The sequence below is a fragment of the Alteromonas naphthalenivorans genome, from assembly GCF_000213655.1.
Classification (GTDB): Bacteria; Pseudomonadota; Gammaproteobacteria; order Enterobacterales; family Alteromonadaceae; genus Alteromonas; species Alteromonas naphthalenivorans.
In genome coordinates, this window is record NC_015554.1 from 4,106,902 (window position 1) to 4,128,807 (window position 21,906).

The 21,906-nt window shown below is 45.1% G+C and carries 18 protein-coding genes and 1 riboswitch; of the genes, 12 read left to right on the forward strand and 6 right to left on the reverse strand.

All coding sequences use genetic code 11. The annotated features are described in order from the left end of the window. Window positions 1–70: 70 nt before the first annotated feature. From hydA to aptA, 5 genes are all read right to left on the reverse strand, one after another. Window positions 71–1,522 (reverse strand): dihydropyrimidinase, encoded by a 1,452-nt coding sequence (gene hydA, locus AMBT_RS17990; protein WP_013786076.1) that lies wholly within the window; start codon window positions 1,520–1,522, stop codon window positions 71–73. A gap of 24 nt (window positions 1,523–1,546) precedes the next feature. Next, complete coding sequence (locus tag AMBT_RS17995) at window positions 1,547–3,022, reverse strand: NCS1 family nucleobase:cation symporter-1 (RefSeq protein WP_013786077.1); 1,476 nt, start codon at window positions 3,020–3,022, stop codon at window positions 1,547–1,549. Then, a complete protein-coding gene (locus tag AMBT_RS18000; RefSeq protein WP_013786078.1) occupies window positions 3,019–4,293 on the reverse strand; it encodes a Zn-dependent hydrolase in 1,275 nt (424 codons plus the stop codon). The genes AMBT_RS17995 and AMBT_RS18000 overlap by 4 nt, the downstream gene beginning before the upstream one ends. A gap of 408 nt (window positions 4,294–4,701) precedes the next feature. Further along, a complete protein-coding gene (locus tag AMBT_RS18005) occupies window positions 4,702–6,201 on the reverse strand; it encodes a CoA-acylating methylmalonate-semialdehyde dehydrogenase (RefSeq protein ID WP_013786079.1) in 1,500 nt (499 codons plus the stop codon). Window positions 6,202–6,245: 44 nt separating this feature from the next. Then, the gene (gene aptA, locus AMBT_RS18010; RefSeq protein WP_013786080.1) at window positions 6,246–7,574 is read right to left on the reverse strand and encodes an omega-aminotransferase AptA; all 1,329 of its coding nucleotides are present in this window, start codon (window positions 7,572–7,574) and stop codon (window positions 6,246–6,248) included. 102 nt (window positions 7,575–7,676) lie between these two features. Between aptA and AMBT_RS18015 the strand changes: the two genes are divergently transcribed. The 10 genes from AMBT_RS18015 (at window position 7,677) to AMBT_RS18060 (ending at window position 19,074) form a co-directional block, all read left to right on the forward strand. Then, the gene (locus tag AMBT_RS18015; protein ID WP_013786081.1) at window positions 7,677–8,606 is read left to right on the forward strand and encodes a LysR family transcriptional regulator; all 930 of its coding nucleotides are present in this window, start codon (window positions 7,677–7,679) and stop codon (window positions 8,604–8,606) included. A 134-nt stretch (window positions 8,607–8,740) separates the two neighbouring features. After that, window positions 8,741–9,370: a TetR family transcriptional regulator C-terminal domain-containing protein gene (locus AMBT_RS18020; protein ID WP_013786082.1), complete on the forward strand. Its 630-nt coding sequence runs from the start codon at window positions 8,741–8,743 to the stop codon at window positions 9,368–9,370. Between the two features lie 329 nt (window positions 9,371–9,699). After that, entirely contained in the window at window positions 9,700–10,857 is a 1,158-nt protein-coding gene (gene cofG / locus AMBT_RS18025) for a 7,8-didemethyl-8-hydroxy-5-deazariboflavin synthase CofG (RefSeq protein ID WP_013786083.1), read from the forward strand. After that, complete coding sequence (cofH, locus tag AMBT_RS18030) at window positions 10,850–12,199, forward strand: 5-amino-6-(D-ribitylamino)uracil--L-tyrosine 4-hydroxyphenyl transferase CofH (RefSeq protein WP_013786084.1); 1,350 nt, start codon at window positions 10,850–10,852, stop codon at window positions 12,197–12,199. The genes cofG and cofH overlap by 8 nt, the downstream gene beginning before the upstream one ends. After that, a complete protein-coding gene (cofD, locus tag AMBT_RS18035; protein WP_013786085.1) occupies window positions 12,196–13,152 on the forward strand; it encodes a 2-phospho-L-lactate transferase in 957 nt (318 codons plus the stop codon). The genes cofH and cofD overlap by 4 nt, the downstream gene beginning before the upstream one ends. Continuing rightward, window positions 13,145–13,756: a 2-phospho-L-lactate guanylyltransferase gene (gene cofC / locus AMBT_RS18040; RefSeq protein ID WP_013786086.1), complete on the forward strand. Its 612-nt coding sequence runs from the start codon at window positions 13,145–13,147 to the stop codon at window positions 13,754–13,756. The genes cofD and cofC overlap by 8 nt, the downstream gene beginning before the upstream one ends. Before the next feature lie 10 nt (window positions 13,757–13,766). After that, window positions 13,767–14,549, forward strand: a complete 783-nt coding sequence (cofE, locus tag AMBT_RS18045) for a coenzyme F420-0:L-glutamate ligase (RefSeq protein WP_013786087.1) — start codon at window positions 13,767–13,769, stop codon at window positions 14,547–14,549. Next, window positions 14,546–15,226, forward strand: coding sequence for an NADPH-dependent F420 reductase (npdG, locus tag AMBT_RS18050; RefSeq protein WP_013786088.1), 681 nt, complete (start codon window positions 14,546–14,548; stop codon window positions 15,224–15,226). Before cofE ends, npdG begins: the two co-directional genes overlap by 4 nt. A gap of 130 nt (window positions 15,227–15,356) precedes the next feature. Then, window positions 15,357–16,358: a TIGR03842 family LLM class F420-dependent oxidoreductase gene (locus tag AMBT_RS18055; RefSeq protein WP_013786089.1), complete on the forward strand. Its 1,002-nt coding sequence runs from the start codon at window positions 15,357–15,359 to the stop codon at window positions 16,356–16,358. Window positions 16,359–16,755: 397 nt separating this feature from the next. Continuing rightward, the gene (locus tag AMBT_RS18060) at window positions 16,756–19,074 is read left to right on the forward strand and encodes a TonB-dependent receptor (protein ID WP_041452612.1); all 2,319 of its coding nucleotides are present in this window, start codon (window positions 16,756–16,758) and stop codon (window positions 19,072–19,074) included. Between the two features lie 57 nt (window positions 19,075–19,131). On the opposite strand, the gene AMBT_RS18065 is transcribed toward AMBT_RS18060, so the two are convergent. Beyond that, window positions 19,132–19,680 carry an RHS repeat-associated core domain-containing protein gene (locus AMBT_RS18065; RefSeq protein WP_013786091.1) on the reverse strand — a complete coding sequence of 183 codons (549 nt, stop codon included), beginning with the start codon at window positions 19,678–19,680 and terminating at the stop codon, window positions 19,132–19,134. Window positions 19,681–19,891: 211 nt separating this feature from the next. Between AMBT_RS18065 and AMBT_RS18070 the strand changes: the two genes are divergently transcribed. Beyond that, a complete protein-coding gene (locus AMBT_RS18070; protein WP_013786092.1) occupies window positions 19,892–20,476 on the forward strand; it encodes a DUF6088 family protein in 585 nt (194 codons plus the stop codon). Then, on the forward strand, window positions 20,473–21,546 hold the full coding sequence (locus AMBT_RS18075; protein WP_013786093.1) for a nucleotidyl transferase AbiEii/AbiGii toxin family protein: 1,074 nt from the start codon (window positions 20,473–20,475) through the stop codon (window positions 21,544–21,546). Before AMBT_RS18070 ends, AMBT_RS18075 begins: the two co-directional genes overlap by 4 nt. A gap of 131 nt (window positions 21,547–21,677) precedes the next feature. Then, a riboswitch (TPP riboswitch) is annotated at window positions 21,678–21,791 on the forward strand. Window positions 21,792–21,906: the final 115 nt, after the last annotated feature.

Here is a 21,906-nt window from a genome sequence, read left to right on the forward strand (position 1 = left end):
ATAAAAGAAAGGCCAGTCATTTCAAATCGACTGGCCTTTTTCTTTTTTATTGTACGCTATACGCTGAGTTTTACGCTGATGTGCGGTCTACCGCTTTAGGCTCCGCTAATGCTTTTCGCTTTTGAAGCGATTGATAAAAGTTCGCATACGTGGGGCGCATAACGTATTTTCCATCGCCCGCCTTCGCTAACAACTCACCGTTTTGCCACGCGATATTACCATTACAAATGGTCATCACAGGTACACCGGTAACTTCCATCCCTTCAAAAATATTGGTTTCAATATTCGACATATGGGTTTCGGCTGAAATCACCTTTGAGCCTTTCGGATCCCATATCACTATGTCGGCATCAGAACCTTCACGTACTGCACCTTTAGCGGGGTACATATTGAAGATTTTGGCTGCGTTGGTAGACGTTACCGCTACAAATTCGTTAGGGGTTATTTTGCCGCCGTTCACGCCTTTTTCCCACAATACTGCCAAGCGTTCTTCTACCCCAGCGGTGCCGTTTGGAATTTGCGTGAAGTTATCTTTACCCATCGCTTTTTGTTCGTTGCAAAAGGCGCAGTGATCGGTAGCGGTGGTTTGCAACGTGCCCGACTGTAGGGCTTTCCATAATACGTCTTGATGCTTTTTAGGCCTAAACGGTGGGCTCATAACGTGGGCCGCTGCGCGCTCCCAACTGACATCTTGATACACACTATCATCAACCGTTAAATGCCCAGCTAACACTTCACCATAAACATGGTGCCCGCGCTGCTGTGCATAACGAATAGCATCAACCGACTCTTCTACCGAGCAATGCACTAAATATAAAGGTGCGCCTAGGGTTTCAGCAATACTAATGGCACGGTAAGCCGCTTCACCTTCAACCATAGGCGGGCGAGATAACGGATGCGCTTCAGGCCCTGTAATACCTTTTTCCATTAACTGTTGCTGTAAGTGATACACCAATTCACCGTTTTCAGCATGCACGGTGGCAATAGCGCCCAATTCCATACAACGGGTAAAGCTAGACACCAGAATATCATCGGTGGCCATGATGGCATTTTTGTACGCCATGAAGTGCTTAAAGCTATTAATGCCGTATTCGGTAGCCAGGGTTTCCATGTCTTTATGAACGCTGTCATCCCACCAGGTTATCGCCACGTGGAAGGTGTAGTTAGACATGGATTTTTCAGACCAGTCTCGCCACTGCTGATAAGCCTCCATCAAAGGCTGTCCTGGGCTTGGGATAACAAAATCGATAATGGTCGTGGTGCCACCTGCTAGGGCGGCAGCGGTGCCAGAGGCAAAGTCATCGGCGGCTACCGTACCCATAAATGGCAGTTGCATATGTGTGTGCGGGTCGATGCCGCCGGGCATGATTAGCTTTTCAGAGACATCGACTATCTCTACATCTGATTCATTTACAGCAAGATCTTCGCCGATTTTAGTAATTTTTCCGTCTTCGCAAAGTACATCGGCTTTGTAAGTCATTTCGTGGGTAACTACGGTACCACCGCGTAATAATATGGCCATTTTCGTGTCCTGTTTCGCGTAAAATTAAGAGGCTTTTGCTAGCTCACCAACGTTTGTGTTCACGGTGTTAACTAGCTTGCCCGCGGCAAAGTAATAAATGATGGCGCCAGAAATAGAACCGGTAAACCATCCATAGTTATAAAACCATGTGAATACATCTGCAGTAATGGCTAACAATGTGATGCCAACTGGAATTAAGAAAGCGACAAAACCAGCCCAATTCACTTTCGGGTAAGCGGCACTGCTGGTGTACAGTGCGGCTACATCTAGCTCTTGTTTTCTAATCAGGAAGTAATCAACAATCATTATGCCCGCAATAGGGCCCAGTAAGCTTGAATAACCCAGCAACCAATTTGAGTACAGGCTTTCTACACTAACGTCAGACTCTATAATGCCGGCCTTCTTTAATAGCTCCCAACTCATCAATAACACACCTACTAAGCCAGTTAATAAAACGCCGCGGGTATGGTTAATATATTTTGGTGCTATGTTTTGAAAATCGTTGGTGGGAGATACTACGTTAGCGGCGGTGTTAGTAGATAAGGTAGCCACAATAATAAGTAGCATGGCGATTGCCACAAAAAACGGGCTATCAATATGACCAATAAGCGTTACCGGATCGGATACGGTTTCACCAACTAAGGTCACTGACGCAGAGGTCAGTAATACCCCTAAGGCAGCAAACATAAACATGGTGAGGGGTAAGCCTATGATTTGCCCAGTTACTTGGGCTTTTTGGCTTTTAGCATAACGACTGAAATCAGGAATATTTAACGACAGTGTTGCCCAAAAACCTACCATGGCAGTGAGTCCGGCGAAGAAATAGCTGAAAAAGCCTGCATCTTCAGGGCGACTTGCGGGTGTGGCTAAAACCTCAGTAACCGATACTTTATCACTCGCCCACCAAATAAGCCCTGCACCTACAATAAGGAGCAACGGGGCAGCTAGGGTTTCTAACCATTTAATCGACTCTGACCCTTTAATTACGATAAAGACATTTAACGCACCAAAAGCAAAAAAGCCAATGACTTCCCCCATACCGCCAAGCTGGGCCCAGCCGTCTGATACCGACGATAAAAACAAATGGATGGCAAGGCCACCAAACATGGTTTGAATACCAAACCAGCCGCAGGCTACAAAACCCCGAATTAAGCAGGGAATATTCGAGCCCACCACACCAAACGATGAACGAAGTACCACCGGAAAGGGAATACCAAACTTAGTGCCAGGAAAGGCGTTTAACGTAAGAGGAATAAGTACCACTATGTTTGCTAACAAAATAGTGAATAAGGCTTCCATCACCGATAAACCGAAGTAGCTGGTAAGCACGCCGCCAAGGGTGTAAGTAGGTACGCACACCGCCATACCTACCCATAGCGCCGCTATGTTTCCCGTACCCCACGTACGCTCAGAAAGCTTAGTAGGTGCAAGGTCTTCGTTAAAATAGTCGCTCTCGGTCACCGATTTACTAAGTGTGACCTCACTGATTTCTGAACTCATACGCTTGCTCCCTCGTCTTCAGTAACAGGGGCACCAGCAGCTTCAGCAATACGCTTACTGGCGGTTAACATGGTATGAAGCAACACATTTGCGCCATCTTCACATTGCTCAGGGCTAGAGTATTCAATTTCGTTGTGGCTAATACCATTTTCACAAGGCGTGAAAATCATGCCCGCAGGAACTAGGTCGGCCATATAACAGGCATCGTGACCTGCGCCCGCGTAGATATCCATGTGTGAATACCCTAAGTTTTCAGTGGCGGCTTTCACATCATCCGAGGCATTAAATTCGACCGGCGCAAAGTACCAGAAGTTATCCACGGTAATCTCTAAATTACGCTCTTTGGCTACCGCGTCGCAGTAGGCCACGAACTCTTCATGCATGGTAGCCAACACGTCGGGGTTAGGATTACGTAAATCGGCGCTGAATTTCACGTTTCCAGGAATAGTATTACGTGAATTTGGATAAACCTGCATAAAACCTACGGTGCCCAAGCCGTTGTCATAACGGTTAGCTAGCGATTCGATTTCCGCTACAATTTTGCCTGTGGCAACCATGGCATCTTTGCGTAAGTGCATTGGCGTGGTGCCAGAATGAGACTCTTGGCCTTGTATTTCTACGTTGTACCAACGAATACCTTGGCCTAAACGTACTACACCAATGCGCTTTTCTTCATCTTCTAATATTGGGCCTTGCTCAATATGGGCTTCAAAAAAGGCGCCTATATTACGGCTACCTAACTCTTCTTCACCCAAGTAGCCTATGCGAGCTAATTCGTCGCCTAAACGTAAACCGTTCACGTCGGTTTTATCTAGTTCTTGTTGTAAATCAAAACGGCCTACATATACGCCAGAACCTTGCATGGCAGGCTGAAAGCGTGAGCCTTCTTCGTTGGTCCACACACTAACTTCAATGGGGGTTGGGGTAGTAATATTATTTTCATGTAGGGTGCGAAGTACTTCAACACCTGACAATACACCGAATACGCCGTCGAACTTACCACCAGTAGGTTGAGTATCTAAGTGGCTGCCGGTGGCAACAGAAGGGAGTTCGTTATTAATACCTGGGCGTTTGGCGAATATATTCCCGAATTTATCTACTTTAATCTCACATCCAGTGGCTTCACACCATGCGCAAAACAAGTCTCTAGCTTGCTTGTCTAGATCTGTGCCGGCCAAGCGGTTACATCCGCCTTTTTCAGTGCCGCCAATCTCGCCCATTTCCATCAGGCTGTCCCATAATCTTTGACCGTTAATTCTAAGCTTATCCATTGTTTTGTCCTCGCAGGTGGAAGGTTATTCCTATTAACACTTTGCCCCAAGTTAGCTCAGCGAACGTACTATAAGAGTGCAACCTTGATAAATTTATTTACCAAACGGTAAATGTAATTTCTCTTTGATTTTGTACTGATTGTTCACTCATTATTATGTATCGCTACTATTGCTGAGACGCCTAAAGCAAAGGGCGTGATTATTCTTTTGTCTAATGCGCTGTTCTATTTTTAGGCGCTTAATTAATGCCGATAACATTGTAAAAATTGACCGAATGGTAAATTCTTATATTTTGGACTTTCAACATTTATGCCAGCCGCTGTGCCAGAGGCCGTTGTACCGGTTTTTAATGGCCAACGAAGTTCGCTTATTTGCGAACTTCGTCGGTTTAAAAAGCTAGCTTTATGACTAATTGCTTGGGAAAGAAAATTGACTGCCTTCGCGCAAATTCGTTGAAGGCCAGCGTTGTGTAATGGCTTTTCTACGTGTGTAGAAACGTACGGAGTCCGGCCCGTAAGCATGTAAATCGCCAAACAATGAGCGCTTCCAACCACCAAAGCTGTGGTAAGACACTGGCACGGGTAACGGTACGTTCACACCCACCATGCCCACTTGAACCTGATCGATAAAGAAGCGCGCGGCTTCACCATCGCGGGTGAATATACAGGTACCATTTCCGTATTCATGCTCGTTAATTAGCTCAAGTGCGGTCTGCATATCAGGTACACGTAGCATCACAAGTACAGGGCCAAAAATCTCTTTTTGGTAAATTTCCATGTGAGGTTTTACCTTGTCGAACAAGGTAGCTCCTAAGAAATAGCCTTCTTCAAAACCTTCTACACTAAGCTTTCTACCATCGTTAACTAAATCGGCTTCTTGGCTAACACCTGAGTCGATGAACCCACTCACGGTATCGAAATGTTGAGCACTGATTAACGGCCCCATGTCATTACTGTTGTCGTTACCCGCACCCACTTTTAAGGTTTCGATTTGTGCAGACAAACGGTCACGCAGGGTATCACCCATTTCATCACCCACCGCTAGTACAACCGATAACGCCATACAGCGTTCGCCGCATGAGCCAAACGCAGCGCCCATGAGTGCATTAACAACGTTATCAACATCGGCATCTGGCATAACAATGGCGTGGTTTTTCGCGCCACCTAAGGCTTGGCAGCGCTTACCGTTAGCACTGGCTTTTTGATAAATAGCTTCGGCAACAGGCGTTGAACCTACAAAACTTACCGCTTGAATCGTTGGGTCTTCTAATAAGTGGTCAACGGCAGCTTTGTCGCCGTTTACTACATTTAGCACGCCCGGCGGCAAGCCTGCTTCAGCCGCAAGAGCCGCAATGTATAAAGCGCTGGAAGGATCTTTTTCAGATGGCTTTAATACGAAGGTGTTGCCACACATGATAGCGCTTGGCCACATCCATAAAGGTACCATGGCCGGAAAGTTAAACGGCGTAATACCTGTCACTACGCCTAGGGGCTGGAATTCACTCCACGCGTCAATGCCCGGGCCCACGTCTTTGCTGTGCTCACCTTTTAGCAATTGAGGCATGCCACAGGCGAACTCAACGTTTTCAATACCGCGCTGCAACTCACCTTTCGCATCGTGTAGCACTTTGCCGTGCTCTTCACTAATCAGTTCACAAATTTTGTCACTGTGTTGCTCTAGCAATACTTTTAAGCGAAACATAACCTGTGCACGCTTTGCTGGTGGCGTGGCACGCCATGCTGGATAAGCCGCTTTTGCTGAATCTATCGCCTTTTGTACTAATGCCGACGACGCCATTTCTACTTGTCCGCACACCGCGCCAGTAGAAGGGTTGTGGATATCAATCAAATTTCCATCTTGCGGCGCTACGTGTTCGCCATGAATGAAGTGTCCTACCAATGAAGTCATATCTGTATCTCTTTTTGCGTAAGTGGATATAAGACGGTAAAGGGCTACTTGCCCATTAAAGTGTCTTGCATCGCGTTAATTAAGGTGTCGATTTCCGCTTTTTCGGTGGTAAACGGAAGGCCTAGCTGAATAGTGTCGCCGCCGTAGCGCACGTAAAATCCTTTCTTCCACATGGCGTCAGCAATTTCATACGGGCGCCTTGCCGGTTCGCCTGGGTAGCTTTCAATGCTAAACCCTGCTGCAAATCCGAAGTTTCGAATATCACTCACGAATGGCATGCCTTTTAAGCTATGCACCGCCTCTTCAAAATACGGACTAAGTTCGGCAACCCGGCTAACAAGCTTTTCTTGTTCTAGAATATCAAGGGCAGCCATGGCTGCAGCGCAAGCAACAGGGTGGCCGGAGTAGGTGTAACCGTGTGGCAATTCAATGTTGTAGTCGGCACCGCCTGCGTTAATCACAGTGTCGTAGATAAATTCGCGAGCCAATACCGCGCCCATAGGAACAGCGCCATTGGTGATCTGCTTGGCCACGTTAATCATATCGGGTACTACATCAAACGCATCGGCGCCAAATAAGCTACCTGTGCGGCCAAAGCCCGTAATCACTTCATCGAAAATAAGTAAAATATCGTGCTGGTTACACAGTTCACGTAAGCGGCGTAAATAGGCTTTTGGTGGAACGATAACCCCAGCAGAACCACTCATTGGCTCAACTATTACTGCCGCAATATTCGACGCATCATGTAATGCCACCATTTCGATAAGCTCATCAGCAAGCTCTTCACCATAGTTCGGTGCGCCTTTGCAGAATTGATTGTTCGGCAACAAGGTATGTGAAAGGTGATCAGACTCCATGGCTGGCCCCCACATTTTTCGGTTTGCGCCAATGCCGCCAAAGCTAATGCCGCCCCAGCTTGCACCGTGATAGCCTTTCGCGCGACCAATAATACGGGTTTTAGTAGGCTGACCTTGCTGGCGCCAATAGGCACGAGCAATCTTGGTCGATGTATCAGCGGCTTCAGAACCTGAGTTAGTGAAAAACACTTTATTGATGTCGGCCGGCGCCATGTTAGCTAGCCTGTCGGCTAGTTCAAACGCCAAATTGTGGCCATACTGAAAGGCGGGCGCGTAATCTAGCGTTGTTAACTGTTTCGCGACTGCTTCGGCAATTTCAGGGCGGTTATGCCCTGCGCCGCATGTCCATAACCCAGATAATCCATCAAAGATTTTGCGACCATTGTCATCAATGAGGTAATTGCCTTGTGCACCGGTAATCATTTTAGGCGATGCTTTAAACTGGCGATTTGCAGTGTAAGGCATCCACAACGCATCCATTTGCGATTGTGATAGCTTGGAAGCCCACTGGGTCATAATTGTTTTCCTATGATATTTGTTCACTTGGTCTACTTTACCTAGCCTCATAAGTTCGATAAATTATAAATATTCAAATCTTACTTTCATAAACATGAAACTATGCGCGCAATTCTTGGAAATCTATCAGATACAGACATTCGCTTATTAAGAGTATTTATAGTGGTGGCGCAGGCTGGCGGCCTTTCTGCTGCCGAGCTAGAACTCAATATTGGGCGTTCTACCATTAGCCGACATTTAAAAGATTTAGAAACTCGATTGGGTATGGTGCTTTGTCATCGAGGCCGTGGGGGCTTTTCGCTTACCGAAGAAGGAAAGCGAATTTATGAATCGACTCAACGCTTACTGCTGTCTCTACAAGACTTTAGAAATGAAGTTAACGACATGCACCGGCATTTGCAGGGCAATGTGGTGGTAGCCATGTTCGATAAAACCGTGTCGAACGATGCGTGCAAGGTGAATGAAGCCATTTACACCTATCAGCAACAGGCGCCTAATGTGAATGTAGAAATTCATGTGGTGCCGGTTAATACCATTGAGCAAGGCATATTGGATGGGCGCTATCATATTGGTATTATTCCTACCCATCGTTCGTCTTCAAGCCTAAATTACTTGCCCTTGTTTGGTGAGCAAATGCATCTTTACTGCGGAAGAAAACACCCTTTCTACATTGAGCTTGGCGACATTCCTCGAGAAGAAATATGCGAAGCTAAGTATGCGGGGCTAAGCTTTCACAGCCCAAATATGGATAAAAGTATGTCGCTAGGGCTCAATAAAATGGCGGTAGCGAACGATCAGGAGGGCATTGCCACGCTGATTTCTTCGGGCTGTTATTTAGGCTTTTTGCCTGATCATTATGCGGAATCTTTCGTAAAAAAGGGCCAGATGCGTTCTATCGAACCTAATAATTTCGCCTATCATTGTGAATTCGCGGCCATCTATCGTAAGTCACCTAAGCCCACCCGTTTGGTTGAGTTATTTTTAGAAGCCCTTGCCAAGGAACATGGGAAGGAAGAAACAATGGCTATTTAGCGTAGCGATTACACTGACTTTATGACATTCAAGGTTGTGCTTTCAATGCTTAGGTAAGCAGTAAAGAGAACGAACAATAAGAACAAGTGGCAAATTTATACAAGGCCACATGGAAGCGGTAACAGGAAATAAAAATGACAAAACCTACAAAGACGCAGGCCAATCGTGCAAAAACAGAGGCCGGAATTCTACGCGCCGCAGAAGAGGTATTTGCACAAAAAGGGTTTGCTGGCTCTTCAATGGATGCAGTTGCGCAACAAGCCGGCATCTCTAAACAGCTCATTTTGTATTACTTTCCAGGCAAAGATAAGTTGTACCAAGCCGTACTAGAAAACATGATTGATTTATGGCTTGAGAAAATGCAGTTCAACGACGACCCAGAGGCTTCACCAGCCTGCACCATTCGTCAGTACATTCAGCAGAAAATCGAGTTATCTCGTGATTATCCCAATGGGTCAAAAGTATTCGCCCATGAAATTATTAACGGTGCACCTGTACTGAAAACCTATTTGATAGAAAATTTGAAGCCTGCGTTTGAACGAGACGTAAAAATTATTGAGCGCTGGATAGCCGCTGGCCATATTCGCCCTGTCGATCCTAAGCATCTGTTTTTTACCATATGGGCTGCCACGCAAACCTATGCCGACTTCTCAACGCAAATTCAATTACTGTTAGGTAAGCCGTCTTTAGAACAAGATGACTTTAACGAGGCCACTGAATTTTTATGCAATTTCGTTTTAAGTGCCCTAGATGCACAACACTAGTGCATAAAAATTAATTTATCCTTCTTTTTCTGGCGCGCCTCATCGAAAAGGCGCGCCTTTTACTTTCTACTCCCCCTACTTTAGCATCAGCAATAAACCAAATTAAGCCATTGTTATATATAAGATTTAGCAAAATTAAGCCAAGCATTAAAACCTACCCAACTCCCTACTAGCGCACCCAACTTGCTCTATTTTGAGACACACTTCGCACCAAAAAAACCTGCAAATATTTTCTTTACCATTTGGTAAAAACCATGATAAAGATTAAAAAAGCAACAGCCTAAATTGAATATTTAGTGCATTAACCTTACTTGCAGGAGACGCCCATTATGCTATCGCGCCAACACGCCATTGCCCTTGAACATGCTACAGGTGCACAGCTAGATGCACTTTGCGAACAAGCTGCAGGCGTTCGCGATACGCACTGGCCTAATACCCTCACGTACTCACGAAAGATATTTATTCCACTTACAAACATGTGTAGGGATACCTGTGGGTATTGCACGTTTGTAAAACATCCAGATTCGGGGCAAGCCAATATCTTAAACCCAAGTCAGGTGTTAGCTTCCGTGCTAAAAGGTCAGGCGCAAGGGTGTAAAGAAGCATTGTTTAGCTTGGGCGAAAAACCTGAGAAACGTTATCGCTACGCGAAAGATTGGTTGGCCACATTGGGCCATACCAGCATGGTGGATTATCTTACCGAAGTATGTGAAATGGTGCTGGATAAAAGCTTGATGATCCCCCATGTGAATGCTGGAACGTTAACCTTTAACGAACTGAAACAGCTGAAAAACGTAAGCGGCAGCATGGGTATGATGCTCGAGTGCACCAGCGACCGTTTGATGAAAAAGGGCCAACCCCATTATGCCTGTCCAGACAAAGTGCCAGGTATTCGCTTAAAAACGTTGGAAGACGCAGGAAAGCTAGATATTCCCTTCACCACCGGCATTCTTATTGGCATCGGTGAAACGTGGGAAGAACGTGTTGATAGCTTAATGGCGATTAACACCCTGTACCAAGAATACGGCCATATTCAAGAAGTCATTGTTCAGAATTTTCGCGCAAAAGCCGGTACAGCCATGGCAAATGCACCAGAGCCTACCCTAGATGATATGCGCCGCACATTGGCCATGGCACGGTTAATATTAGACCCGGCTATTTCACTGCAGGCGCCGCCTAACCTAGCCCAAGAATACCCTCATTACATAGCGGCAGGCATTAACGATTGGGGCGGCATTTCACCGTTAACGAAAGATTTTATTAACCCTGAACGTAGCTGGCCGCAAATTACAGAATTAGCCACTGCATGCGAGCAACAAGGCTATGCATTGCAAGAGCGTTTAACGGTATATCCAAAGTACCTACAAGCTGGCGAACGTTACGTTACCAAAGCGTTGCATCAAGCTATGCCAGCTTGGCGCAACGACGGCCTTGCCGTAGAGCAATGTATAGATAACACCACTTTTCAAGGAGTTGCTCATGGGTAACATACTGCAAAATATCACCTCGGTTTCACCTTGCGAACTAACCCCAGCGGGCGACTTCACCTTACCGTACAGCGATACGCCTATTCAAAGTAAGCTAAGCCAACTTCGCCCTGCTATTGCACATATTTTACAGCGGGCTTTAGAAGGTAAAATGCTTAACCACGAAGAAGCAGAAGCCTTGTTTTACTGCCAAGGGCCAGAAACAGATGCCTTGTTGCATACCGCAGACATTGTGCGTGAACTGCGCACCGGCAATGATGCATCCTTTGTGATCACTCGTAATATTAACTTTACCAACGTATGCCATATGGGCTGTCAGTTTTGTAATTTTGGGGTGAATAAAAACGCTGGCGATGCAGAGTTTTTAGCCCCTCATCAAGTGGCCGCTAGAGCCAAAGAAGCCCACGCTCGCGGCGCAACAGAAATTTGTGTTCAAGGTGGTTTGCATCCTGACTTACCTGCCGGTTTTTACGGTGATTTACTTGATACGGTGTCATCTACCGTACCCGATATTCATATTCATGCCTATTCGCCCTTTGAAATTTGGTATGGCGCAATGAAAGGCCGCAAAACCTATACAGAATTATTAACCGACTTAAAACAACGTGGCTTGGCTTCTATGCCAGGTACGGCTGCTGAAATTCTTGATACCGAAGTAAGGCGCAAGCTAACTAAAAATAAACTCAGCACCGAAAACTGGCTTAAAATCATCGAAACTGCGCATAACGTTGGCTTACCAACCACATCCACCATTATGTATGGACATATAGATGGGCCATCGCACTGGGCCGCTCATCTTATTTTATTGCGTGACATGCAAGCGCGGACTGGCGGCTTTACCGAATTTGTTCCGTTAGGCTTTATACATAATGACAGCCCCCTTTACAAAAATAACCCTAGCGAAGTAAGAACCGGCCCAACTGCCGATGAGCATTTCAAAATGCACGCCATTGCGCGATTAGTGTTACAAGGCTATATCGATAATATTCAAGCCTCATGGGTAAAAATGGGCCCAGATATGGCGTCAAAAGTGCTACGCGCAGGCGCTAACGACTTAGGCGGTACGCTAATGAACGAGAGTATTTCTCGTGCAGCAGGGGCTAGCCATGGTCAGGAAATTGTCCCTAGGGATATGGTGAACTTTATTCAGCGTGCGGGGCTAAACGCCCATCAGCGCAATACCTCGTACGACGTAGTTACCCCCTACGGCCGAGACAAAAAGCCAGCTCACCAAGAGGCGCTTGTGGGTTCAGAAGTTGCCAAGCCAGTATCTAAAACTGCCAAGCCAGCCATTAGTCCATTTAACGCAGCATCTCACATTCCCGTGAAGGTAAGCGCATGAAGAACATAGTGTTATTCGCAGGCGGCGTAGGCGGTGCAAAAGCCGCAAAGGGCCTGTATCAATCAGACTACAAAGATAACCTAACCATTATTGGCAATGTGGGTGATGACGACGAGTTTCATAATTTATGGGTGTCGCCTGACCTAGACACGCTCACCTACACGTTGGCGAACGAAGTAAATCCAGTCACTGGCTGGGGTCATAAAAACGACAGCTGCCGCATATTGTCGCGACTTGCTCAGTTTGGATCTAGTACGTGGATGCACTTGGGCGACATGGATATTGCCACCCATATTTTCAGAAGTGCTAAGCGAGCAGAAGGTACTAGCATGACGGCCATCACGCGCCAAATTACTACCCGATTAGGTATTACCGTACCTTTGCTGCCAGCTACCGACGATACCGTGCAAACCCGACTCAAGACCGAAAACGGCTGGGTAGACTTTCAAACTTACTTTGTACATCAACGCTGCGAAGCTGATGTAACTGATATAGCGTACAAAGGTGCAGAGTTCGCCTCTGCCACACCGGAAGTATTAGCCGCCATAGAAGCTGCAGACATCATTGTTTTTGCCCCTAGCAACCCGTTGCTCAGTATTGCACCTATGCTTGCTATACCACAAATTCGCGATGCACTAGCAGCAAGTGAATCCACGAAAATTGCGGTATCGCCACTTATAGGAGGAAAAGCAATAAAAGGCCCTGCTGAAAAGCTACTACAGCAAATGAGCTATACGCCGGGCAACAAAGGCATTGCTGAATTCTACCAAGGCCTGTGCGATGTATTAGTAATTGATAATCAAGATGATGGCGACATAGACACCATCGAAAGCTTTGGCTTACATGCGCATTGCACGTCAACCCTAATGAAATCAGACCAAGACAAAGTCACCCTTATGGAAGAGGTTATTTCGGCGGCCACCGCTTATCAACTGGAGGTGCCTTGTGCATAAACTATGCGTTGTTATTCCAATGAAAGACCCGGCGTTTAGTAAGCAGCGCTTGTCACCGCATTTACCTGCCAGTGTGCGTAAAGCCTTAGCAATCAAACTGTTTAAGAAAACCGTTATGTCGTTAAACGGTGCGTTTCCTCAATGGCAGAAACTGGTAGTAACGCCGTCACTTTATATCGCCGATTTAGCCACCAGCTTGGGTTGCAAGGTCATATTCGAGCAAAAAGGCAGTAATTTAAATACCGCGCTTGCCCAAGCTACTGAGTGGAGTATGTCTCACGGCTTTACCCACCAGCTTATTTTGCCTGCCGATATCGCTCGGTTGGATGCAACCGAACTAACGTCAATTACCTCACTAGCCTCAGGAGACACCTCTGTAGTTATTGGCAGTGCCTATGATGGCGGCACAAACGCGCTTTGCACAACACCACCAAATGCCATCGACTTTGCATTTGGTAAAGCGTCTTCTTATGAACATCATCAAGCTGCTATAGAAAAAGGCTTAAAGTGCGTAACGATACAGCCCAAATACCTAAGTCAAGACATCGACCATCCAGACGATCTTCGGCACGTGAATGACGTTATCGTCTCTTTGATTGCTTAAGGTAGAAAGTATGCGAGCACTTACCATCAACACAATTGAAGGCCTACCGGATATCCGCGAAGGCGACAATCTTGTGGGCTTGATAATTGAGAAGCTTACCGCACAGCGACAGGTTTTATGTGAAGGCGATGTATTGGTTATTGCCCAGAAAATCATATCGAAGGCTGAAGGCGCGGTTTGCCATGTTGACGATATTACCCCAACGCAAGAGGCCATAGACGTGGCTGAAAAGGTGAATAAAGACCCTCGCAAAGTTACGGTTATTTTATCGGAATCTACCCGCTTGGTAAAAGTGCATAAACACCCTGGCGCTAACGAAGGCATTATTCTTACCGAACATCGTTTAGGTCATATTAGTGCTAACGCAGCGGTTGATGAGTCGAACACCGATAACCCAGGCGAGTTAATTTTACTCCCCAAAGATCCCGACGCTAGTGCGCGAGAAATTGCTGAAAGTCTATGCAAATATTATGGCGCACCAGCCCACAGTATTGGCGTGGTGATAAGTGATACCTTTGGCCGCCCTTGGCGATTAGGCCAAACCAATGTGGCCATTGGCGTAGCGAATGTGCCCGCCTTAAACCCACTTTTTGGTGAATGTGATGCTTGGGGTCGCCCCCTAAAAGTTACAGCGCCTGCCCTTGCCGATGAACTTGCTGCAGCTTCTGGCTTGCTGATGAGTAAACAAGGTAAGTGTCCCGTTATTTTATTCAAAGGGCTTGAATGGGAAAGTAACCCAGACAGTAAAGCCTCAGACCTGTTAAGACCAACCCAAGAGGATTTATTTGCATGAAGATTGCTATTTTAGGCGGCACTGGCCCGCAAGGTTCGGGGCTAGCGAAACGCTTCGCCCTAGCGGGAATAGACGTCGTTATTGGTTCACGAGATGGTGAGCGGGCAGCAGAAAAAGCCCAAGCATTACAAGAATCTATTGCAGCGGCAAGTACCGCCACAACGGGCACCATCAGTGGCACAGATACGATTGCAGCCACATCGGCAGCGGATGAGTTCGTTATTATTTCAGTACCTTGGGCTGCGCATCACGCGACCTTAGATGCAATCCGTCCATTGCTTCGCGACAAAATCGTTATCGATATTGTTGTACCGCTGGCAGACAACAACCCCAAAGCGGTTGCCATGCCGCCAGAAGGCTCAGCCACAGAATCTGCCCAAGCATTGTTAGGCGATGACTATGCCGTGGTAGGTGCGCTACATAATGTATCTGCTGTCACCCTTAACAACCTTGAGCAAAGCATTAACTGCGACATTTTGGTCTGCGGTAATCAGCTTGAAGCCAAAAATAAAGTCATAGCATTGCTAGATAACTTAGGTGTTCAAAGTTACAACGCTGGCCTAGCAGAAAGTGCCCGCTGTATTGAAGCCATCACCCCCATTTTGATTCGCTTAAACATATCCAAAGCAGTGCCATTTAGCCATGCAGGTATTCGTATCTGCCCACCCGATCATTAAAACGGCGACGTGAAAAACAAGGTAAGCAGCTAGTGATTAGCTACTAGGTATTAGCTGCCAAATAAATTAAGCAAAGAAAATTAAGTAAAGACACGCATTAAACAAAATAGAAAAAGCAGAGGAAGAACTCATGGAATTTGGTATTACATTTAAAGGCTTTGTTAGCCCAGATCGTGCCCGTAAATTAGTAAAAATGGCCGAAGAAGCCGGTTTCGATTATTGCTGGTTTTACGATTCACACATTCTTTGGCGCGAGTCTTTCGTGGCAATGGCTATGTGTATGGAGCACACCACCAAAATGCGCTTTGGCCCCTGTGTGACTAACCCTAACGTACGTGACTGGTCGGTAGCGGCAAGCTTGTACGCCAGCTTGGCGTTGCAAAGTAATGGCCGTTTCGACATTGGTTTAGGCCGTGGCGATTCTTCCATGCGCGTAATGGGTAAAAAGCCTGCTAACCTAGCCCGCTTAACCGAATTCACTCACAAAGTGAAAGCCATGGTGCGCGGAGAAGAAGTGATGTACGGCGAATGCGAAAAGCCGGTTAAATTCCCTTGGGCTACAGGCTATGAACTGCCAGTTTGGGTGGGCGCTTATGGCCCGAAAGCCCTAGCAGTAGCTGGCGAGCATGGCGATGGTGTTATTCTTCAAATCGGCGACCCAGATTTAGTGCAATGGTTTGGCCAACAGTGCCAAGACGCAGGCAACAAGGTTGAGCGCGACATGAGCGACTTCAAAGTTCAAGCGGCTGCACCTGCATACTTTGGTGACATGGAAACCTGTATTGAAAAAACCAAATGGTTCCCTGCCATGGTAGGTAATCACGTGGCTGATATTGTAGAAAAATACGGTACAGATTCAGGCTTAGTACCAAAAAGCTTAACCGATTATATAGAACAACGTCGTGGCTACGATTATTCAAAACATGGTCAAAGCGATAACCCTTACCTAGACTTTATTACCGACGACATCGTAAAAAGCTTCTGTGTATTAGGTGAAGCTGAAGATCACATTACTAAAATTCAGGCACTTAAAAATGCCGGAACCACGCAATTTAATATCTATTTAGACAACGGTGATGAAGAAAATATTATCACCCGTTACGGCAAAGAAGTTATCCCTGCCTTCCGATAAATTTGGTGACTAGCCAAGGGTGAGTTTCACGTAAATTATTGTCATTTAATTTGCTTGAAACTTCGCCCTACGCTATCGCTTTTCCTTATAGCCATATCAATAAACCCTTTACCCTAAATCAGTTCCAACACCATAAAAAACAAACTTTACCTATATATATTAGCTATTTAAGCACCAACCACCTAATTTCGCTTAAATCACCACATTGTTAATATATTGTAAACTTAGGAAAGTAAGTGCCACTTAGTTTCATAAATATGAAACATGACTTCGACACATGAATATTTACCCCTTGGTAAAACCCCTTTAGTTTCGTTAGAACAAAAGTTAATCAAATAAAAAACAAAAAAATACTTCTATGTAGTTTGTAGATGTAACAACAACAAGAAGGGAACACATGATGAAATCGAAACAGACGCTATGCGCTTTAGCAATCGGATTAGCACTTCAATCTTCATACACTGCAGCAGCAGATTCGGTGGTACTTGAAAAAATTACGGTTACTTCGCAAAAGCGTGAGCAATACATAAACGACGTAAGTATTGCGGTAACGGCATTTAGTGGCGAGCAAATGGAGTCACTAGGTTTTGAAAGCAGCACTGATCTTATTGCGTTTACGCCAGGTGTATCCCTAGCCGGTGATATTGGTGGTCAACGTGCCATCTTTAACATTCGCGGTGTTGTACAAAACGATTACGCCGACATTGCTGAAGCTCCTGTTGCGGTATACGTAGATGGCGGGTACTTAGCCAGTACACAAGCGCAAACATTCGGTTTATTCGATATAGCCCGTGTTGAAATATTAAAAGGCCCACAGGGCACCCTTTTTGGCCGTAACGCCACTGGCGGTATGGTAAATACAATTACAGCGAAACCTACTGAAGAAGTGGAAGGTTACGCTGAACTCACTTTCGCTAGCTTCGAACAAAAACGCTTTGAAGGTGCGGTATCTGGCGCATTAAGCGATAAAGTATCGGGCCGTATCTCTGTGATGGCGAACCATATGGGTAACATCCTTGAGAACGTGTACGAAGATGAAGCGGCCCCCGACACCCGTGCCGGAAGTATTGGTGGCGGCGAAGACGGTTACAACGACGATACCAAAGCTTTTCGTGCACAGTTAAACTTTGACTTAAGCGCTAATTCTAACCTTTTGGTTAGTGCAAACTGGGCCGATACCACAAAAAGTGAAGGCCCTTATCAGGTAGTTAATACCACAGAAGTTAAAGACGCTGCTGGTAATGTTATTGATGTTATTTACGCCGCTGACGATCCTCTAGGCTGCGACACCATTCAAGCTGGCGCTTGTGTAGACGGTAACTTTAACGGTGATCCGTTGCGCCCAGTTCAAGGCGGTGACTTTAACGGTAATATCGACCCTGATGGTAGCGGTGAGAAAGTAAATAAAGACTTCGCCTTTGAAGATCAAAACAAAATTAAGTCACGCGGCCTAGCGGCAACCTATGAATATGATTTTGACGACTTCACCTTTACCTCGGTGACCGACTGGAAAAACTTTACCCGTGTTATCGGCCTAGATTCAGATCAAACCGCCTCACCAGAATTGATTTTCCAATCAGACGGCGACATTACCCAGTTCAGTGAAGAGTTGCGCGTAAGCGGCAACACTATGAACAGCAAATGGGTGGCAGGTTTTTATTACTTAAGCATTGAAACCGACTACCTGCAAGGCCTAGCTGCAAGCCCAACGGGCGGTTATTTAGCCGGCGAAGAGCAAAACACGTTAGCCACCATTGATACCGACTCCTACTCTGTATTCGGGCAAATTGACTACGATTTAACCGACGAACTCGTGCTGGTATCGGGTTTACGTTTAGTACGTGAAAATAAGTCGATGGATGGCCAATTGCGTCAAAACGCCAACTTGGTAGACCGTGATATTGAAGTAGATTACGGCATTGATCCATTGGTAGATGTAGCCATGGATAATGATGAAACCATGTGGTCTGCAAAGCTACAGTTAGATTATAAACCAAACTCAGATACGCTTTTATATGCTGGTATTAACCGAGGCGTAAAAGCAGGTAACTTCAACGCGCCTTTAGGCGGTAGTTTTAGCACCTACGACGCCGAAGTACTTCTTGCCTATGAAGCGGGCGCAAAGCTAACCCTTATGGACGGTAAAGCACAGTTAAACAGTAGTATTTTCTACTATGATTACTCTGATTATCAGTCGTTTTCGTGGGTGAATAATGCTGGCGTAGTGTTCAACGAAGACGCGCAATTTACCGGTGCTGAAGTTGAGCTACTATTAAACCCTATTGATGCACTAGACATCATGTTCGGCGTGTCTTACACCGATGCTGTGGTAGAAGATTTAGAAGTAGCTTCAGGCGTATTTGTAGACACCACGCCCCCTTACACACCTGAGTGGCAATCATCAGGTTTAGTACGCTACACATGGGATATAGACAGCGGCAGTGTTGCAGCCCTAGTAAGCGGTTCATACCAGTCAGAAGCTTTCCACAACGCAAGAAACTTTACTGCGCATACCATCGAAAGCCACTTCAAAGCCGATGCACGCATTACCTGGACTGACAAAGAAGATTTATGGAGCGTAGCCGCTTATGTAGATAACCTTACCGATTCAGACCACGAATTAATTGGTTTCGACGTATCAGGCTTCTACGGAAACTCACAAATCTCTTACGCAAAACCACGCACTTACGGCGTTACGGTAAGACGTAATTTCTAAGAAAGACGGGGCTCATTGAAGTGACCCCTAATAGTTGGACTATCCAATTACTGGGGGTCACTTCAGAGTGCGAGGCTTTGGATTTATAATTAAGTTTTGTTTAAATTGCCTAAGACGTTTGATGTTCCTCTTTATAAGTTCTCCGGCTTTAAAATTGCTTTGCATAGGGGGCAACTGTCTGGATTTAATACAACTCCGCCCTGAGCAACTATTGTAAATGGCACAGTATCGCATTTCGGGCAAGTATAAACTTGTTAATGTGAATACAACCCAAGCTATTAAACTTAATGTGAATACAGTAATTCCTATGCTCAGCCGTTGTCCCTCAAAACTGTCCAAGGTAAATAGAAGAGGGAGAAAAACACAACTGCAAACAATGGATATTAAAATCCATTTTTTTCTTCTTCTTTGAAATTCACTAGCAATTCCATAAGGCGTCACTTTTACCTGCCTATAATATTTTTCCTCACCATTCGGATCAGTGTATTTAAAAAGGTTATTTGCGACATAAAAGTACCTGTTAAACGTATCTACCTCACCAGTATACCCAACAAGATCATTCGAATAAAACCGCCCGATAACAGGTTCATAGTATCGTGCCTGCATATAAATTAGTACAATTTATAAACCACCAAAAACTTAAGAATGTGTTTTCCCGGGCGAATATATAGCAACATGTCACACCAGTCAATCCTGACATCATTAACCTTGAAAACACCATAAATAGTAGGATACAATGGGTTCACCATAGAATAAATTTGTCAGCATTTAAATAGATATGTCCGTGTCCGCATTGGTTAATAATAGGTTATCTCGTATGCAACGAGGAACACCATTTACAATAGAGAAATTTTATTCTCTAGGCTCTGTTACGGCTGTCCAAAAGGCAATGAGTAGGCTTACAAAAGAGGGGGAAATTGTTCGAGTAGCAAAAGGGATCTACTCTCGACCGAAACCACTAGCGGCCCTCCCATCTATTAAAATTACAGCTAAAGCTGAAGATGTTGCTATAACTTGGGCTAAGGCTAATCACTACAAGATGGTTCCTCAGGGGCTAGAGTCTGCCTACCGATTAGGGCTACAAACTCAAGCTCCATTAAAAACAGTGTTTTGGAGTTCCGGCCCTTCACGTGTATTTAAAGTAGGGAACGAAGAGGTTCAGATCAAACATACTGCTAATTTCAAACTTAGATGGCAGCATCGGCCTGAAGGAGAGTTGTTACGCGGTTTAATGTTCGTATCTCCTGAACATACTTCGATGCAACAATTGAGTACAGCTCTCAAACGTCTCAATATTTCACATGAAGAAAAATTGGTAGTGATAAACAAACTGCTCAACAACAGCAGCTTAAGGACTTGGAAAAACAAGTTATCTAGCATAAAGCAGACCTTGACATCATGAACTTATTTGAACTTTATACCGATAATAAAAACTATAAAGATTTAACTGATATATTCACAATTGGCGCACAACAGCACCCAGTCGGCTTACCTGCAAACTTTTTAGAGAAAGACATTTGGGTAACGGAGATACTAAGATTACTCTATGATGAGTCATTACTAGGTAATCTATCAGTTGCATTTAAAGGTGGAACCGCTTTAAGTAAATGCTGGAGTGCAATTTCGCGTTTCTCTGAAGACATCGATCTTTCAATTCACTGGGCTGACTTATCTGGTCTCTCTGAAGAAGATGAATTAAAAGCATGGCAACAAAGCACCACATCAAAAAGCCAAGCAAAAAAATTCAGAGATAAACAACAAAGTCTATTGGAAGACTGGAGTAATGAATTTTTAGTGGGTCTAAACCAAGAATTGGATAAGTACCAGATTGAAGGTTTATACGCTGAAATTGAGCCAGGTAGCAGAGGTGAAAAAATAGATATTCACTTCCCACGAACCACTCGTGGCTCGAATGATTACCAGCTCGATCATGTTTTGTTAGAATTTGGCGGTCGTAACAGAGGAAAACCTACGGAAACTTTGAATGTCGAGACTTATTTATATCAATGTCCAGATTTGAGTAACTTGGAATTACCCAGAGCCAATGTTAAAGTTTTCCAACAGGATTACATATTATGGGAAAAACTAACGGCTCTTCATCAATTTTCTACACAAACAAAAGAGCCAAACCCTGTCAGGTTGGCTCGTCATTGGTATGATGTTGATTGTTTACTACAAAACAAATTTGCAGACCCGCTTGCAACAACTGAGGCTATGCAGGCTGTTATCGAAATGAAAAAGCACAGGTGGTCCACTCCAGGCGTCGATTTTGAAGCTATTTTAAGCGGTGGATTGCGACTAATTCCTGATGGTGAAAGATTACACGCAGTCAATCAAGATCATGTAGAAGCTATCTCTGGAAAAATGTTTTTTACAGTTCCTGATGAGTTTGAGCATATCGTTTCTCGTTTGACCAATGCACAAAACTTGTTCAACCAGCATACTAGACAATCAGAAACGACTTCAAAATAATCCACTAGCGCCCTCAGCAGAAGGGTGTGTTGCTTGATAAACTTCAAACAGCTTTTTACGGCTAACACGCTTCCCCTACCACGCTAAAACAAGGCTTGAAATTTTATTTTCTTTCGCTTTATACTGATTACAGTTACTTGTCGGAGTGCTCAACTGAATTAATCCAGTGAGCTGAGACCGCGAAAGCGGGATCCGTTGAACCTGATCAGGCTAATACCTGCGAAGGGAACAAGAAAGTACAAAGTGGTAAGTCGTAAATAGTAAAAGTTAAACTATGTGGTATGGCATGAATTTGTCCTTCAGGATTTTGCATGCAATACTGGTCATGCTTTTGCGCCCTTTGTATTCTCTCCTCCACTC